Source organism: Caballeronia arationis (assembly GCF_001544975.2).
Classification (GTDB): domain Bacteria; phylum Pseudomonadota; class Gammaproteobacteria; order Burkholderiales; family Burkholderiaceae; genus Caballeronia; species Caballeronia arationis.
In genome coordinates, this window is record NZ_FCOG02000015.1 from 1 (window position 1) to 15451 (window position 15451).

Genomic DNA, 15451 nt, shown 5'->3' on the forward strand with positions numbered 1-15451 from the left:
GCGCCGATCAGCGTGCGGAAGTGCAGGTCGAGGTCGGCGCCGAACTGCAGGCGGCCGTACGGATGCGGCAGCGCCATCGTGCCCTTGATGTTGCTTTCGACCGCCAGTGCGGCCGCGTTCGACAGGTCGTCGACCGGCAGGATGATCACATGGTTGCGTACGCCGACGCGGCCGTTGTCGCGACGATAACCGCGGAAAGTGGTGTCCAGGTCAATCACGCTCATGATGTTTGTCTCTCTCGATATGGGGAAGCTGGGTCGCTACGCTGGTTTGTCGCTGCCGCGCGGGCGGCTTACCAGCGCTTCGTCTTGATGTTGTGCACGTGGGCGTGTTCTCCCGCCGTGATGGGCGCGACGACCTTGCCGATATCGACGCCGTATTTGAACACCGTGTCGCCAACCGCCATGTCCTTCAGCGCGACCTTGTGGCCGATGGGAATGTCCTGCTTTGCGGCGACGGTCACGACTTCGTCTTCGTCCATGATCCACGCGTTCAGTTGCGTGCCCGCCTTGATGCCCTCGACGACGGCCACACCCACCGTGTCCTTCGCCTCGTGCAGCACGATGTGAATGGTCTTGCGCTCGCCTGCTGCCGTTGCCGCCGCGACTCCGGCGCCGTTCGTTCCTGCTGCTGCCTGACTCATTTGCGTCTCCTCGGTTGAGTTCAATCGTGGCCGGCCTTCCCGCCGGTGGCGACGGCATGTCGCCGCATCAGTGAGATCATCTTAGGCGGCAATATCATCCACGTCAACTAACTCATCTAGATGTGTTACATGACCTGAAGATGGCGTAGAATCGGTTCACATCATTAAAAGAATTCAGGGAAGGCTATGAGCACGATGACTGAGATGCCGACAGCCCTCGGCGGCACGCGGTACAAGGAAGTAAAGAGCGCGGTGCTGGGCGCACTCGCGGCGCAGGAATGGAAAGGCGGCGAAGCCATTCCCTCCGAAAAGCGGCTGGCGGAACGCTTCGGCGTGTCGATTGGCACGCTGCGCAAGGCCATCGATGAACTGTGCGCCGAGAACATACTGGTTCGTCATCAAGGCCTCGGGACCTTTGTGGCGATGCATCAGCGGGATCGCCACTTCTTTCGCTTCTTTCGCATCGTGCGCCGCGACGGGGACAAGACCTACCCCGTCGTGAGTCTCGTGAATTTTCGCAGGACGAAAGCCTCGCGCGACGTGGCGGCGCGACTGCAGATCGCAGAAGGTACGCGCGTCTTTCAGTTCACGAACATGCTCGCGCTGCACGACGCTGTCGTGATCGTTGAGAGCATCGTGCTGCCCGAGACGCGCTTTGCAGGACTGACGGAAGCCGCGCTGCGCGATCGCCCGAATACGCTCTACAACTTCTATCAGGATGCCTTCGGCATCAATGTGGTCGGCACAGATGAACGCGTGCGTGTCGCGCAGGCGAGCGAACTCGAAGGAAAACTGCTCGGCCTCGCGACCGCCGCGCCGGTACTCGAAGTCGAGCGCGTCGCGTACTCGTACCACCATCAGCCGGTCGAGTACCGGATCTCGCATGTCAACACGCTCGAATACGACTACGTGTCGAGCTACGCGCGCCCGACAGACGGCAGCTAGAACATTCAGGCCGCCTGCGCCGACGTACCGGCGACGCCCATCGACTGCAGCATCTCGCGCACGGCGTCGAGCGCGGCGCGCATTTCGCGCTCGCCGATCCTGCCGATACAGCCGATGCGAAACGAGTCCGCAACCGTCAGCTTGCCGGGATAGATCACGAAGCCGCGTTCCTTCAGGCCGTCGTAGAAGCGCTGAAAATCGAAACGCGGGTCGTCGAGCATGTGAAACGTCACGATGATCGGCGCCTGCAAATCCACCGCCAGGAGCGGCCTGAAGCCGAGCGCCGTCATCCCTTCGATCAGCACGCGGCAGTTGTTGCGATAACGCGCCCCGCGCCCCGCCACGCCGCCTTCCTCGTCGAACTCCCGCAGCGCCTGATGCAGCGCAACGATGACATGCGTTGGCGGCGTAAAGCGGTACTGACCGGTCTTTTCGAAATTCGACCACTGGTCGTGCAGATCGAGCACGAGCGTCGTCGCGTTGCCTTGCGATGCTTCGAGTGCCGCGCGGCGGCAGATCACGAAACCGAGGCCCGGCACGCCCTCGATGCACTTGTTCGACGAAGCGGTGATCGCATCGGCGCCCACCGCGCGCGCGTCGAGCGGCACCGCGCCGAAGGCGCTCATCGAATCGATCAGGAAGCCCTTGCCATAACGCGCCGCGAGCGCGCCGATGTTCGCTACCGGATTGAGAATGCCCGAGGTGGTCTCGCAATGCACCGCGAACACATGCGTGATCGACGGCGTGCGCTTCAGGATCGACTCGACCTTTTTCAGGTCGGGTGGCGCGTCTTCTGCCGTCTGATGCACGACCGTCTTGCGTCTCGCGATATCGAGAATGCGCTTTGCGCGCAGCCCGTACGCGCCGTTTACCAGCACGAGCACCTTGCCGTCGCGCGGCACGAGGCTCGTCAGCATCGCCTCGACGGCGAAAGTGCCGGAGCCCTGCACCGGCACCGTCACGTATTCGTCGCCGCCGTTGGCGATGTCGCGCAACTGCGCAAGCACGGACTTGTTGATCGCGACGAAGTTCGCATCGCGCGAACCCCAGTCGTGCAGCATCGCGGCCTTGACGGTACGCGACGTGGTCAGCGGGCCCGGCGTCAGGAGAAACGGATCGCCGGTTTCGGAGGCAAAGGGCGTGACTGGCTTGGAATGTGGCATGGGTATTCGTCAGACGTCGTGGCGAGATCGGTCGTCAGGGTATACGACATCGGCCCGGTTGCGCTGGTTTCCCGACGCGGGGCATCGCGGTTGGCGTATCCGTGCGTCACTATTTTAGATACAAATCATCCCGAATAATAGATTTTATCGGTTGACGATTCGGGCGATGATGGTCTACATTTCATCCAACACGCTGTTTTCGGAACCATATGTTCCGTTTTATTCAAACACCGGAGACGTCAACACCATGAGCGAACTCGACCCCACTCTCGCCGCCCCCGCTTCCTCCGCTTCCTCCGTCACTGACGGCCCGCAGGCCATGACCCCCTCTGAAGCCTTCGTCGAAACGCTGGCCGCCAACGGCGTCACCGACATGTTCGGCATCATGGGCTCCGCCTTCATGGACGCGATGGACATCTTCGCCCCCGCCGGTATCCGCCTGATTCCGGTGGTCCACGAGCAAGGCGCAGGGCACATGGCCGATGGCTATTCGCGCGTGTCAGGCCGCCACGGTGTGGTGATCGGCCAGAACGGGCCCGGTATCAGCAACTGCGTGACCGCAATTGCAGCAGCCTATTGGGCGCACAGCCCGGTGGTGATCGTCACGCCCGAAGCGGGCACGATGGGCATTGGTCTCGGTGGCTTCCAGGAAGCCAAGCAGTTGCCGATGTTCCAGGAATTCACCAAATATCAGGGTCACGTGACGCACCCGGCGCGCATGGCCGAATTCACCGGCCGATGCTTCGATCGCGCGATGGCCGAAATGGGGCCGACGCAACTCAATATCCCGCGCGATTACTTCTACGGCCAGATCAAGGCCGAGATCCCGCAGCCGCAGCGGCTGGATCGCGGTGCCGGTGGCGAGCAGCGGCTCGACGAAGCCGCCGCGTTGCTCGCTACGGCCAGGTTCCCGGTGATCATCTCGGGCGGCGGCGTGGTGATGGCCGATGCAATCGAGGAATGCAAGGCGCTTGCCGAGCGGCTCGGTGCGCCGGTGGTCAACAGCTACTTGCACAACGACTCGTTCCCGGCGAGCCACCCGCTGTGGTGCGGCCCGCTCGGCTACCAAGGCTCGAAGGCGGCAATGAAGCTGCTCTCGCGCGCCGATGTGGTGATCGCGCTCGGCTCGCGCCTCGGACCGTTCGGCACCTTGCCGCAGCACGGAATGGACTACTGGCCGAAGAACGCGAAGATCATCCAGATCGATGCCGATCACAAGATGCTCGGGCTCGTGAAGAAGATCACGGTCGGCATTTGCGGCGACGCGAAGGCCGCAGCGGTTGCGCTCACGCAGCGTCTGACCGGGCGCACCCTCGCCTGCGACGCCTCGCGCGAGGACCGTGCCGGCCAGATCAAGTCGGAGAAGGCTGCGTGGGAGAAGGAACTCGACGAATGGACCCACGAGCGCGATCCGTACAGCCTCGACATGATCGAGGAGCAGAAGGGCGAGCGGCCGTTCAGCGGCGGCACCTATCTGCATCCGCGCCAGGTGCTGCGCGAGCTGGAAAAGGCGATGCCTGAAGACGTGATGGTCTCCACCGACATCGGCAACATCAACTCGGTCGCCAACAGCTATCTGCGTTTCGAGAAACCGCGCAGCTTCTTCGCGGCGATGAGCTGGGGCAACTGCGGCTATGCGTTTCCGACCATCATCGGCGCGAAAGTCGCGGCACCGCACCGCCCGGCGGTCTCCTACGCCGGCGACGGCGCCTGGGGCATGAGCCTGATGGAAACGATGACCTGCGTGCGCCACAACATCCCGGTGACGGCGGTGGTGTTCCACAACCGCCAGTGGGGCGCGGAGAAGAAGAATCAGGTCGATTTCTACAACCGGCGCTTCGTCGCGGGCGAACTCGATAACCAGAGCTTCGCGGAAATCGGTAAAGCGATGGGCGCGGAAGGCATCGTCGTGGACAAGCTCGAAGATGTCGGACCGGCGCTGAAAAAAGCCATCGACCTGCAGATGAACCACGGCAAGACCACCATCATCGAGATCATGTGCACCCGCGAACTCGGCGATCCGTTCCGCCGCGATGCGCTCGCCAAACCCGTACGCCTCCTCGACAAGTACAAGGACTACGTCTGATCTCCGTCGTCTGATCGAACCGCGAGGCCGGAGGCGAAGACGCCTCCGGCCTCGCGCGTCCCCTGCGCCCAATAAAGCGATCCAAATCATGAAAGCGATCAACCGCATCATCGAGCAGGCTCGCGCGACGCCCATGCGCATCGTGCTCTGCGAGCCGGAGGACCCGCGCGTGCTGCAGGCGGCATCGCGCGTCACACGCGAAGGGCTCGCGCGCATCATGCTGATCGGCGACGCCGCGCGCGTGCGCGACACCGCCGAACGCGAACAAATCGACCTCTCCGGCATGGAAATGATCGACCCGGCCGCCTCGCCGCTCGCGCAGGCTTGCGCGGACGAACTCTTCGCGCTGCGCGGCAGAAAAGGCATGACACGCGAAGAAGCGCAGCGCGAAGTGCTGAAGCCTCTGTGTTTCGCGAACCTGCTGGTGCGCCTCGGCCACGCGGACGGCTCGGTCGCGGGCGCAGTCAACACCACCGCGGACGTCGTGCGCGCCGCGATCCAGATCATCGGCGTGCGCGCTGGTTTCAAACTCGTGTCGAGCTTCTTCCTGATGATGCTCTGCGAGCCGTTCCACACGATGAAGGGCGGCCTGATCTTCTCCGACTGCGCGCTCGTCGTGGAACCGGACGCGAACGAACTGGCCGACATCGCCCTCGCCGCCGCCGACAGCGCGAAGAGCCTCCTGATGGACGAACCGCGCGTCGCGATGCTCTCGTTTTCGACGAGCGGCAGCGCGCGTCACGCGGCCGTCGACAAGGTGGTCGCGGCCACCGCGCGCGTGAAGGCGCTGCGCCCGTCGCTCGCGATCGACGGCGACGTGCAGCTCGATGCTGCGATCGTCGCGGAAATCGCGCGGCGCAAGGTCGAGCACTCGCAAGTCGACGGCCACGCCAACGTGCTCATTTTCCCGGGCCTGGAAGCGGGCAACATCGGCTACAAGCTGGCGGAGCGCATCGGCGGCGCGAAGGCGATCGGCCCGCTCCTGCAGGGATTGCAGAAACCGGCGAACGACCTGTCGCGCGGCTGCAGCGCCGACGACATCTATTACGTCATCGCCGTGACCAGCGTGCAGGCGCAGGCGGCGCCGACGCTCGCGCCTCCAGCCGGTCTTGCCAGTAATGAGGATGCTCGCCCGGCCGCGCATGCATCGTGAGCGCGGCGCAGGCGCTCGCGCTCCTCGTGCTGATGGGCGCGGCGAGCTACTTCCAGACCGTCACCGGCTTCGGGCTCGGCATGATCGTGATCGGCGCGGCGAGCGGCCTGAACCTCGCGCCGGTGGCGAGCGTCGCCGCGGTCGTGAGTCTCGTGACGCTCGCCAATAGCGCGATCGCGCTGCCCGGCAAGCTGCATCACGTCGACTGGCGCGCAGTGCGGGCCGCCACGCTGGGGCTGCTGCCGTCGGTGGGCGCGGGCGTGCTGCTGCTCGGCTATCTGAGCGGCGGCGCGTCCGGCATCCTGCAATTCCTGCTCGGCGCGGTGATTCTCTACGGCGGCCTCGGCGCCGCCCTGCGGCCGGCGCCGCTCGAACGACGCTCGGAGGATCGCGGCTTTTTCCTGAGCGGCGTCTCGGGCGGACTGCTCTCCGGCATGTTCGGCATTTCCGGACCGCCGCTCGTGTTCCAGTTCTATCGTCAGCCGATGTCGCTCGTCGAGATCCGCTGCGCGCTGATCGTGATCTTCGCGGTGACGGCTGTGATCCGCACAATTTTCAGCGCGTGGGAGGGCCAGCTGGATCGCGCGATCTGGGTGCAGTCCGCGCTCGCGGTACCGGTGGTGGCGCTTGCGACGGTCGCCGCGAGACGCTACCCGCCGCCGATTTCGGGCGTGGCGACGCGGCGCATCGCGTTCGGCGTGCTGGTCGGGATCGGCTGCTATCTGATGGTGAGCGCGGCGCTGATCTGGATCAGATGACCGCCGGCCGAGCTTCTAGCGCCGTGCCCCGATCCAGCGAACGATCTCGCCGAACGTGTTCATGCCCGGCGGCGTCGAGAGGTCAAGCGCCAGGCAGCGCCGGTAATACGGGCTCAGGTCCAGCCCGACACCGAGCCCCATGATCTCGACGTCGCCCAGGGCCTCGTGGCGCGCGACGACTTCCTTCAGATGACCGTCAAGATAGAACGCGTCGTTCGACTGTGCAGTCGCGCTGTCCATCGGACTGCCGTCGGACACGACGATCAGCATGCGCCTCGGCTCGGCGCGCGCGAGCAGGCGCGAACACGCCCATTCGACCGCCTCGCCGTCCACGCCTTCGCGGAACAGATCGGCCTTGAAGAACGCGGCGATGTCGGTGCGGGCGCGTCGCCAGCTCGTCGATGCGTCCTTGAAGATCAGATGCGACGCTTCGTTGAGACGCCCCGGATGCCGCGGCCGGCCGCGCGCAAGCCAGTCGAACCGCGCGCGTCCGCCGTTCCACGCGGCCGTCGTGAAGCCGAGCACTTCGCTCGTCACGCCCGCCTGGTCGAGCGCGCGCGTCAACACGTCGATCATCGTCGCGACCGGTTCGATATGCGCCTTCATCGAACCCGAGCAGTCGATCAGGAAGCTCACCGCGCAGTCCGCGATCAGCGTGCGGCGTTCGAGCCGGAAGATGCGCCGCTCGTCGGGCGACGACACGAGTTGCGCGAGCATGCGTCCGTCGATGCGCCCGTGTTCCTCGCCGAACGACCAGCCGTCGCGCTCGGGATTCGCAAGTGCCACTCGCAGCGCATGCGCAAGCCGGCTCACGTTGATGCCCTGCGCGGCGATGCGTTCGTCGAGCCGCTCGCGATACTCGCGCAGCAACTCCCGGCGCACGCGCGCGGCGGGACGAATTTCTTCGTCGTAGCGCGTCGTATAGATCCGGTAACCCGCGTCCGACGCGCCGAGCACGCGGCTCTCGCCCGCCGCCGCGATGCCCATTTCCTTGTGCTCGTCGTCGTCGGAACCGAGCCAGAGCGTGAACGCAGCGCGCGCGGCTGCTTCGTCTTCGGTGTCATCGGCGGCGTCTTCGGCTTGCTGGCCGCGCGCCGCGCGGATCATCTCGCTCACCGTCCGCGCGATGTCGAGCGCGTGCTGCGCGAACGCCTGCTGATCGCCGCGATGGCGTCGCAGGCCGGCGAGCGCCACGCCGAGCGCGGGCGCGATAGCCGCGCGCGTCGCTTCGATCAGGCCCTCGGTTTCCTCCAGCACCGGCTCGCCGGACAGCCGCGACCAGCTCATCTGCGCAACGGTATAGACGAGCAGACCGAGATGGCCGTCGATCAGCCCGGAGCGATGGAACGCGCGCGACCACGCCATGAAGCGGTGATGTAGGTTCTGCGCGACGCCCGGCATGCCGGGCGGCGTCAGTGTCTCGCAGCGCAACTGTTCGAGCAGTTCGAATACGAGCCGCGCGACTGGATCCGCGGGACAAAGTCGACGATGGAGGGTCGCATCGGAATGGACCAGACGCAGGGCCGCGCCATCGGCGGCGCCGCGCAATGAAGCGAGATCGTCGGCATTGCGATCGGTGCGCAAGTGCGGCGCGTGCAACGGCAACGGCCGATAGCCGCGGCACAGACGGCCGTCGCGGTAGTTCAGCGCGGCGTCGCCCGTCAGCGCCCGCACGGCCGCCGCGCAAAGGCGCTCGCGCTCGTCCGCGCGGCGCGCGGCCTGGCGATCGGCTATTGTCGGCGCCGACATCAGTATTGCGCTGCGCGGCTCTCGCGCTCGACGTCCAGTTCGCGGCCGAAGCACCGCTGGAAATATTCCGCGACAGCCGGCCGTTCCGCCTCGTCGCACTTGTTCAGGAAAGTGAGACGGAACGCCATCGCCGGATCGCGGAAGATCTGGCAGTTCTCGGCCCAGCTGATGACCGTGCGCGGCGACATCAGCGTCGAAAGATCGCCTGCCGCGAAACCCTTGCGCGTGAGTTCGGCCACGCTCAGCATCGATTCGATCAGCGCGCGGTCTGAATCGCCGGCGAGTTCGGGCACGCGCGCGAGCACGATGCCGATCTCCTCCTCGCGCGGCAGATAGTTGAGCGTCGCGACCACGTTCCAGCGGTCCATCTGCGCGTGATTGAGCACCTGCGTGCCGTGATAGAGCCCGTTCAGGTTGCCGAGGCCGATGGTATTCGTCGTCGCGAACATGCGGAAGTACGGATGCGGCTGGATCACGCGGTTCTGGTCGAGCAGCGTGAATTTGCCGTCGCGTTCCAGGATGCGCTGGATCACGAACATGACGTCGGGACGGCCGGCGTCGTATTCGTCGAAGATCAGCGCGACCGGCCGTTGCAGCGCCCACGGCACGATGCCCTTCTGGAATTCGGTCACTTGCAGGTCGTCGCGTACGACGATCGCGTCGCGGCCGACAAGATCGAGCCGGCTGATGTGCCCGTCGAGATTCACGCGCACGCAGGGCCAGCTCAGGCGCGCGGCGACCTGCTCGATGTGAGTCGATTTTCCGGTGCCGTGCAGGCCCTGAACCATCACGCGGCGATCGCGCGTGAATCCCGCGAGGATCGCCAGCGTGACTTCGGGATTGAAGCGATACGCCTCGTCGATTTCCGGAACGTGGTCGTCGCGCTCGCTGAAGGCAGGCACGGTCAAGTCCGAATCGATGCCGAAAACACTGCGCACCGACACCATCCGGTCCGGCTTGCCACTCACGATATCTGTCACTTCTCGTCTCCCTTCGCTTTTCACCGACGCTTTTTCGTCCGGTATCATCATAGACGCATTCTTTTTTAGATACAAATCATCCCGAATAATAGATTTTATCGGTTGACGATTCGGGCGATGATGGTCTACATTTCATCCAACACGCTGTTTTCGGAACCATATGTTCCGTTTTATTCAAACACCGGAGACGTCAACACCATGAGCGAACTCGACCCCACTCTCGCCGCCCCCGCTTCCTCCGCTTCCTCCGTCACTGACGGCCCGCAGGCCATGACCCCCTCTGAAGCCTTCGTCGAAACGCTGGCCGCCAACGGCGTCACCGACATGTTCGGCATCATGGGCTCCGCCTTCATGGACGCGAGGGACATCTTCGCCCCCGCCGGTATCCGCCTGATTCCGGTGGTCCACGAGCAAGGCGCAGGGCACATGGCCGATGGCTATTCGCGCGTGTCAGGCCGCCACGGTGTGGTGATCGGCCAGAACGGGCCCGGTATCAGCAACTGCGTGACCGCAATTGCAGCAGCCTATTGGGCGCACAGCCCGGTGGTGATCGTCACGCCCGAAGCGGGCACGATGGGCATTGGTCTCGGTGGCTTCCAGGAAGCCAAGCAGTTGCCGATGTTCCAGGAATTCACCAAATATCAGGGTCACGTGACGCACCCGGCGCGCATGGCCGAATTCACCGGCCGATGCTTCGATCGCGCGATGGCCGAAATGGGGCCGACGCAACTCAATATCCCGCGCGATTACTTCTACGGCCAGATCAAGGCCGAGATCCCGCAGCCGCAGCGGCTGGATCGCGGTGCCGGTGGCGAGCAGCGGCTCGACGAAGCCGCCGCGTTGCTCGCTACGGCCAGGTTCCCGGTGATCATCTCGGGCGGCGGCGTGGTGATGGCCGATGCAATCGAGGAATGCAAGGCGCTTGCCGAGCGGCTCGGTGCGCCGGTGGTCAACAGCTACTTGCACAACGACTCGTTCCCGGCGAGCCACCCGCTGTGGTGCGGCCCGCTCGGCTACCAAGGCTCGAAGGCGGCAATGAAGCTGCTCTCGCGCGCCGATGTGGTGATCGCGCTCGGCTCGCGCCTCGGACCGTTCGGCACCTTGCCGCAGCACGGAATGGACTACTGGCCGAAGAACGCGAAGATCATCCAGATCGATGCCGATCACAAGATGCTCGGGCTCGTGAAGAAGATCACGGTCGGCATTTGCGGCGACGCGAAGGCCGCAGCGGTTGCGCTCACGCAGCGTCTGACCGGGCGCACCCTCGCCTGCGACGCCTCGCGCGAGGACCGTGCCGGCCAGATCAAGTCGGAGAAGGCTGCGTGGGAGAAGGAACTCGACGAATGGACCCACGAGCGCGATCCGTACAGCCTCGACATGATCGAGGAGCAGAAGGGCGAGCGGCCGTTCAGCGGCGGCACCTATCTGCATCCGCGCCAGGTGCTGCGCGAGCTGGAAAAGGCGATGCCTGAAGACGTGATGGTCTCCACCGACATCGGCAACATCAACTCGGTCGCCAACAGCTATCTGCGTTTCGAGAAACCGCGCAGCTTCTTCGCGGCGATGAGCTGGGGCAACTGCGGCTATGCGTTTCCGACCATCATCGGCGCGAAAGTCGCGGCACCGCACCGCCCGGCGGTCTCCTACGCCGGCGACGGCGCCTGGGGCATGAGCCTGATGGAAACGATGACCTGCGTGCGCCACAACATCCCGGTGACGGCGGTGGTGTTCCACAACCGCCAGTGGGGCGCGGAGAAGAAGAATCAGGTCGATTTCTACAACCGGCGCTTCGTCGCGGGCGAACTCGATAACCAGAGCTTCGCGGAAATCGGTAAAGCGATGGGCGCGGAAGGCATCGTCGTGGACAAGCTCGAAGATGTCGGACCGGCGCTGAAAAAAGCCATCGACCTGCAGATGAACCACGGCAAGACCACCATCATCGAGATCATGTGCACCCGCGAACTCGGCGATCCGTTCCGCCGCGATGCGCTCGCCAAACCCGTACGCCTCCTCGACAAGTACAAGGACTACGTCTGATTGATGCAAGTCCCGGCGGCTTCCCCGCCGGGACCCGCCGCCACCCCGCCGTTCGAGAGGTCCGCCATGAGCTTCGAAGCCGGCTTGCCGCTATCCGCCGACAGCCCGGAGGCGTCCGCGAACCAGGACGCCATAACCGAAACCGCGCCGCGTTCCGAAAACCGGAAGCCGCATCCGGACGAAACCGCCGTCAAAACCGAACACTTCGTCCCGGAAACTCCGCGCCACAAGCGCTTTGAGTACAATAATGCCGATCCATTTTCCGGAACGGCAGACATGAAAAAAGCGGACACCCCGACCCTGCGAGCGTTCGCGCTGCTGGAGCACCTCGTCGCCGCAGACGGTCCCGTTTCCCTCGCCGACATCGCGCACGAAGTCGATGCGCCGAAGGCTTCACTGCATCGAATGCTGGCTTCGCTGGAGGCAGGCGGCCTCGTGATCCGCGAGCCCGGTCAGAAGAACGCCTACGTGATCGGCCCGCGTCTCGCGCAACTCGGCCTCGGCGTGATGATGCATTCGGGCGCGCGGCGTCTGCGGCATGCGATTCTCTCGCGGCTGGTCTCGGACCTTGGCGAGACCTGCAATCTCACGATGCTGCACGAAACGGAAGTCCTCTATCTGGACCGCATGGAGGCGCCGTGGCCGCTGCGGCTCGACCTCAAGCCGGGCTCGCACGTTCCCGCGTATTGCAGCGCGAGCGGCAAGCTGCTGCTCGCCTTGCTCCCGCCACAACAGCGCTCCATCCTCGTGCGCGCGCTGCAACTGCAACGCTTCACGCCCAACACCATCACCGATCCGGAATTGCTCGAAGCTGAACTCGACCGCATCGCGCACAAGGGCATTGCGGTCGACAACGAGGAGTTCGTCGTTGGCATCGTGTGCGTGGCGGCGCCTGTGATCGACGACCAGAACCAGTGCGTCGCCGCGATCGCCGTGCATGCGCCCGTCTCGCGCGCGCCGCTTTCGCGCGCACTCGAATTCGTGCCGCGCCTTCAGGATGCGGCGAAAGAGCTGGCGAAGACGTTCTGACCAACGGCCGCGCGTCGCCTAGCGCGCGGCATCCGGCTTGTGCAGAAGCGGCGCGAATCTAAGCGACGCCTCCTTCAGCTTCGGCACTGCCTTCAGCAGATCCTCCAGGCTCGCGCGCGCGGTTGGCGCATGCACCGCGAGCGACGCGAGTACGTGCTTGCCCTCCGCATCGCGCACCGGCACGGCGACCGCCACCATTCCCCTCACGAATTCCTCGTTGTCGATGCCGACGCCGCGCGCCGCCAGCCGGTCGAGTTCCGCTTCGAGCAGGCTCGCATCGGTCAGCGTGCGATAGGTCATGCGCGTGAGCGGCAGGCGCGCGAGCACGGCGCTGCGCTCGGCGCGCGTCATCTGCGAAAGAAAGAGCTTGCCGCTCGCCGTGCAGTGCAGCGGCACGCGCATCCCCGGGTGCATGTGCAGGCGCAGAGGTTCAGTGGTCTCGACGCGCTCGATATAGAGCACGGTGTCGCCGTCGAGCGCGGTCAGGTTGCAGGTCTCGCCGAGCGTTTCGACGACCGCGCGCAGCAGCGATCGGCACGCGCGCGTGAAGCTGCTGCTGCCGAGCGTCGCGAGCGCGAGTTGCGCGGCGCGCGGACCGAGCGTGATCCCGCGATCGGCGCCCCGCGAGTCCGGCAGATGCATGACATAGCCCTGCGCTTCCAGCGACTCGATGAGCCGCGCGAGCGTCGCCTTCGGAATGTGCAGACGCGCGGCGAGTTGCGAAAGCGTGAACGGCTGCCCGGCGACCGCCAGCTGATCGAGGATCGAGAGCGCGCGCAGCGCGCGGCTGTCTTCGGTCGAGGACGAGTTCGTGTCGTTCATCGGGCTCAGGTCTCCGTGCGTGAGTTTCCGGTTTGGGTGCGAAAGATCTGCATCTTTTAAATCAGAACAAAATATATCACTTTCTCGCTTCGCAGACGGCAGCGGTTGTCGCATCGCGCCGCATGCATTCAACAATCGGCGCAAGACCGGAGCATAAGCGCCCTCCGCCCTGCGATCCATGCTGGTGAGCCCTCCGATATGCCCGTTCTGATTCGAAAACTTCAGATTCCGTTTCAGTTTTCGCGTGCGCTGCGTCTTTTCCTTGGCTTTCGCCCCATTGTGCACGAAATTACATTTAATCAAAACGGAACGAAGTGTTCCAACATTTCGAATTGCTCGGCAGACCTTCCAATCGCAGCATCAAGAACCAAGGCGACGAAGCGGCTGTGCGGCAAATTCAGGAGACGCGAAAACCATGTCGTTTGAAGTGGACTACATCGTGGTCGGCGCAGGTTCGGCAGGCTGCGTGCTCGCCAACCGGCTGAGCGAAGACCCGAACAACCGCGTGCTGCTGCTCGAAGCCGGCGGCCCGGACAGCAATCCATGGATTCACATCCCGGTCGGCTACTTCAAGACCATGCACGACCCCGAACTCGACTGGTGCTACGAGACCGAGCCGGACGAAGGCATCGCGGGACGGCAACTGCAATGGCCGCGCGGCAAGGTGCTCGGAGGATCGAGTTCCCTCAACGGCCTGCTCTACGTGCGCGGCCAGCGCGAGGATTATGATCGCTGGGCCTCGCTCGGCAACCGCGGCTGGAGCTATGCCGACGTCCTGCCCTACTTCAGGAAGTCCGAGGATCAGGAGCGCGGCGCGAATGCGTACCACGGCGTGGGCGGCCCGCTGAAAGTGTCGGACCTGCGGCTGCGCCGGCCGATCGCCGATCACTTCATCGCCGGCGCGCAGGACATCGGCATCCCGTTCAACGAGGACTACAACGGCGCCACGCAGGAAGGCGTCGCCTATTTCCAGCAGACGGCGCACAAGGGCTTTCGCTGGAGCACCGCGAAGGCTTTCCTGCGGCCCGCACGGAACCGCGCGAACCTGATCGTCGAAACGCACGCGCAGACGACGCGCGTGCTGTTCGAGGGCGCGCAGGCGGTGGGCGTCGAGTACATGCGCAAGGGTGAACTGAAGCGCGCGCGGGCAAACGCCGAAGTCATCCTCGCGGCGGGCGCGATCGGCTCGCCGCAGATCCTGCAGAACTCAGGCGTCGGTCCGTCCGACGTACTGAGCCGCGCCGGCGTGCGCGTGCATCACGACCTGCCCGGCGTCGGCCGCAATCTCAAGGACCATCTGCAAGTGCGGCTCGTCTTCAAGACGCGCGAGCGCACGCTCAACGACGAAGTGAACAACCCGTTTCGCAAGCTCCTGATCGGGCTGCAATACGCGCTCTGCCGGACCGGCCCGCTGACGCTCGCGGCAAGTCAGGTCGCGATCTTCACGCGCTCGCGTCCCGACGTCGATCGCCCGGACATCCAGTTTCATATGCAGCCCCTGAGCGCCGACAAGCCCGGCGAAGGCGCGCATCCGTTCTCGGCATTCACGGCGTCGGTGTGCCAGTTGCGGCCTTTCAGCAGCGGCAGCGTCGAGATCAAGTCGGCGCATCCGCTGCAGTATCCGGCGATCCAGCCGAACTATCTGTCCGACGCGCGCGATCATCCCGTCGTGATCGGCGGGATCAAGGTCGCGCGGCGCATTGCACAGGCGCCTTCGCTCGCGCCGCACATCCTCTCGGAGTTCGTGCCGGGCGCGCAGTTCCAGTCCGACGACGAACTGCTCGACGCCGCCCGCCGCTACAGCCAGTCGATCTATCACCCGGCGTGCACCTGCCGAATGGGAAGCGACGCGATGGCAGTCGTCGACGACCGCCTGCGCGTGCGCGGCCTCGCGCGGCTGCGGGTGGTCGACGCGTCGGTCATGCCTGATCTCGTGTCGGGCAATACGAACGCGCCTGTGATCATGATCGCGGAGAAAGCCGCCGACATGATCAAGGCCGACCAGAAGGGGATGGTTGAAGCTCCGGTGTTCGAGGAAACCGTTTGATAGCGATTTGATACCGACGTGGAAAACCACGCGGCTACC

13 protein-coding genes are annotated in these 15451 nt (G+C 64.8%); 7 read left to right on the forward strand and 6 right to left on the reverse strand.

Features of this window, described 5'->3' with window-relative positions:
• Together AWB81_RS11385 and AWB81_RS11390 are read right to left on the reverse strand one after the other, a co-directional pair.
• A partial coding sequence (locus AWB81_RS11385; RefSeq protein ID WP_327371983.1) for a UxaA family hydrolase occupies nt 1-224 on the reverse strand: 224 nt, incomplete at its 3' end.
• Nucleotides 225-292: 68 nt separating this feature from the next.
• Entirely contained in the window at nt 293-562 is a 270-nt protein-coding gene (locus AWB81_RS11390) for a UxaA family hydrolase (RefSeq protein WP_062635449.1), read from the reverse strand.
• A gap of 267 nt (nt 563-829) precedes the next feature.
• Between AWB81_RS11390 and AWB81_RS11395 the strand changes: the two genes are divergently transcribed.
• On the forward strand, nt 830-1588 hold the full coding sequence (locus tag AWB81_RS11395; RefSeq protein WP_062635272.1) for a GntR family transcriptional regulator: 759 nt from the start codon (nt 830-832) through the stop codon (nt 1586-1588).
• A 5-nt stretch (nt 1589-1593) separates the two neighbouring features.
• Here AWB81_RS11395 and AWB81_RS11400 read toward each other — a convergent pair whose 3' ends face one another.
• On the reverse strand, nt 1594-2751 hold the full coding sequence (locus tag AWB81_RS11400) for a 2-aminoethylphosphonate--pyruvate transaminase (RefSeq protein ID WP_062635274.1): 1158 nt from the start codon (nt 2749-2751) through the stop codon (nt 1594-1596).
• A gap of 247 nt (nt 2752-2998) precedes the next feature.
• Here AWB81_RS11400 and xsc (AWB81_RS11405) point away from each other — a divergent pair, with 247 nt between their 5' ends.
• The 3 genes from xsc (AWB81_RS11405) to AWB81_RS11415 all read left to right on the forward strand — a co-directional run bounded on the left by xsc (AWB81_RS11405) (nt 2999) and on the right by AWB81_RS11415 (nt 6748).
• Nucleotides 2999-4837 carry a sulfoacetaldehyde acetyltransferase gene (xsc, locus tag AWB81_RS11405; RefSeq protein ID WP_200822483.1) on the forward strand — a complete coding sequence of 613 codons (1839 nt, stop codon included), beginning with the start codon at nt 2999-3001 and terminating at the stop codon, nt 4835-4837.
• Between the two features lie 88 nt (nt 4838-4925).
• Complete coding sequence (gene pta, locus AWB81_RS11410; RefSeq protein ID WP_062635276.1) at nt 4926-5990, forward strand: phosphate acetyltransferase; 1065 nt, start codon at nt 4926-4928, stop codon at nt 5988-5990.
• 32 nt (nt 5991-6022) lie between these two features.
• Complete coding sequence (locus AWB81_RS11415; RefSeq protein ID WP_087134909.1) at nt 6023-6748, forward strand: TSUP family transporter; 726 nt, start codon at nt 6023-6025, stop codon at nt 6746-6748.
• 15 nt (nt 6749-6763) lie between these two features.
• On the opposite strand, the gene AWB81_RS11420 is transcribed toward AWB81_RS11415, so the two are convergent.
• Both AWB81_RS11420 and AWB81_RS11425 read right to left on the reverse strand, forming a co-directional pair.
• A complete protein-coding gene (locus AWB81_RS11420) occupies nt 6764-8497 on the reverse strand; it encodes a cobaltochelatase CobT-related protein (RefSeq protein ID WP_062635280.1) in 1734 nt (577 codons plus the stop codon).
• The gene (locus AWB81_RS11425) at nt 8497-9525 is read right to left on the reverse strand and encodes an AAA family ATPase (protein WP_200822488.1); all 1029 of its coding nucleotides are present in this window, start codon (nt 9523-9525) and stop codon (nt 8497-8499) included. Before AWB81_RS11425 ends, AWB81_RS11420 begins: the two co-directional genes overlap by 1 nt.
• A gap of 150 nt (nt 9526-9675) precedes the next feature.
• Between AWB81_RS11425 and xsc (AWB81_RS11430) the strand changes: the two genes are divergently transcribed.
• Together xsc (AWB81_RS11430) and AWB81_RS11435 are read left to right on the forward strand one after the other, a co-directional pair.
• Nucleotides 9676-11514, forward strand: coding sequence for a sulfoacetaldehyde acetyltransferase (gene xsc / locus AWB81_RS11430; protein WP_200822484.1), 1839 nt, complete (start codon nt 9676-9678; stop codon nt 11512-11514).
• A 276-nt stretch (nt 11515-11790) separates the two neighbouring features.
• Nucleotides 11791-12543, forward strand: a complete 753-nt coding sequence (locus AWB81_RS11435) for an IclR family transcriptional regulator (RefSeq protein ID WP_062635453.1) — start codon at nt 11791-11793, stop codon at nt 12541-12543.
• 18 nt (nt 12544-12561) lie between these two features.
• On the opposite strand, the gene AWB81_RS11440 is transcribed toward AWB81_RS11435, so the two are convergent.
• Entirely contained in the window at nt 12562-13365 is an 804-nt protein-coding gene (locus AWB81_RS11440) for an IclR family transcriptional regulator (protein WP_062635283.1), read from the reverse strand.
• A gap of 415 nt (nt 13366-13780) precedes the next feature.
• On the opposite strand from AWB81_RS11440, the gene AWB81_RS11445 reads away from it, so the two are divergent.
• The gene (locus AWB81_RS11445) at nt 13781-15412 is read left to right on the forward strand and encodes a GMC family oxidoreductase (protein ID WP_062635284.1); all 1632 of its coding nucleotides are present in this window, start codon (nt 13781-13783) and stop codon (nt 15410-15412) included.
• Nucleotides 15413-15451 lie beyond the last annotated feature (39 nt).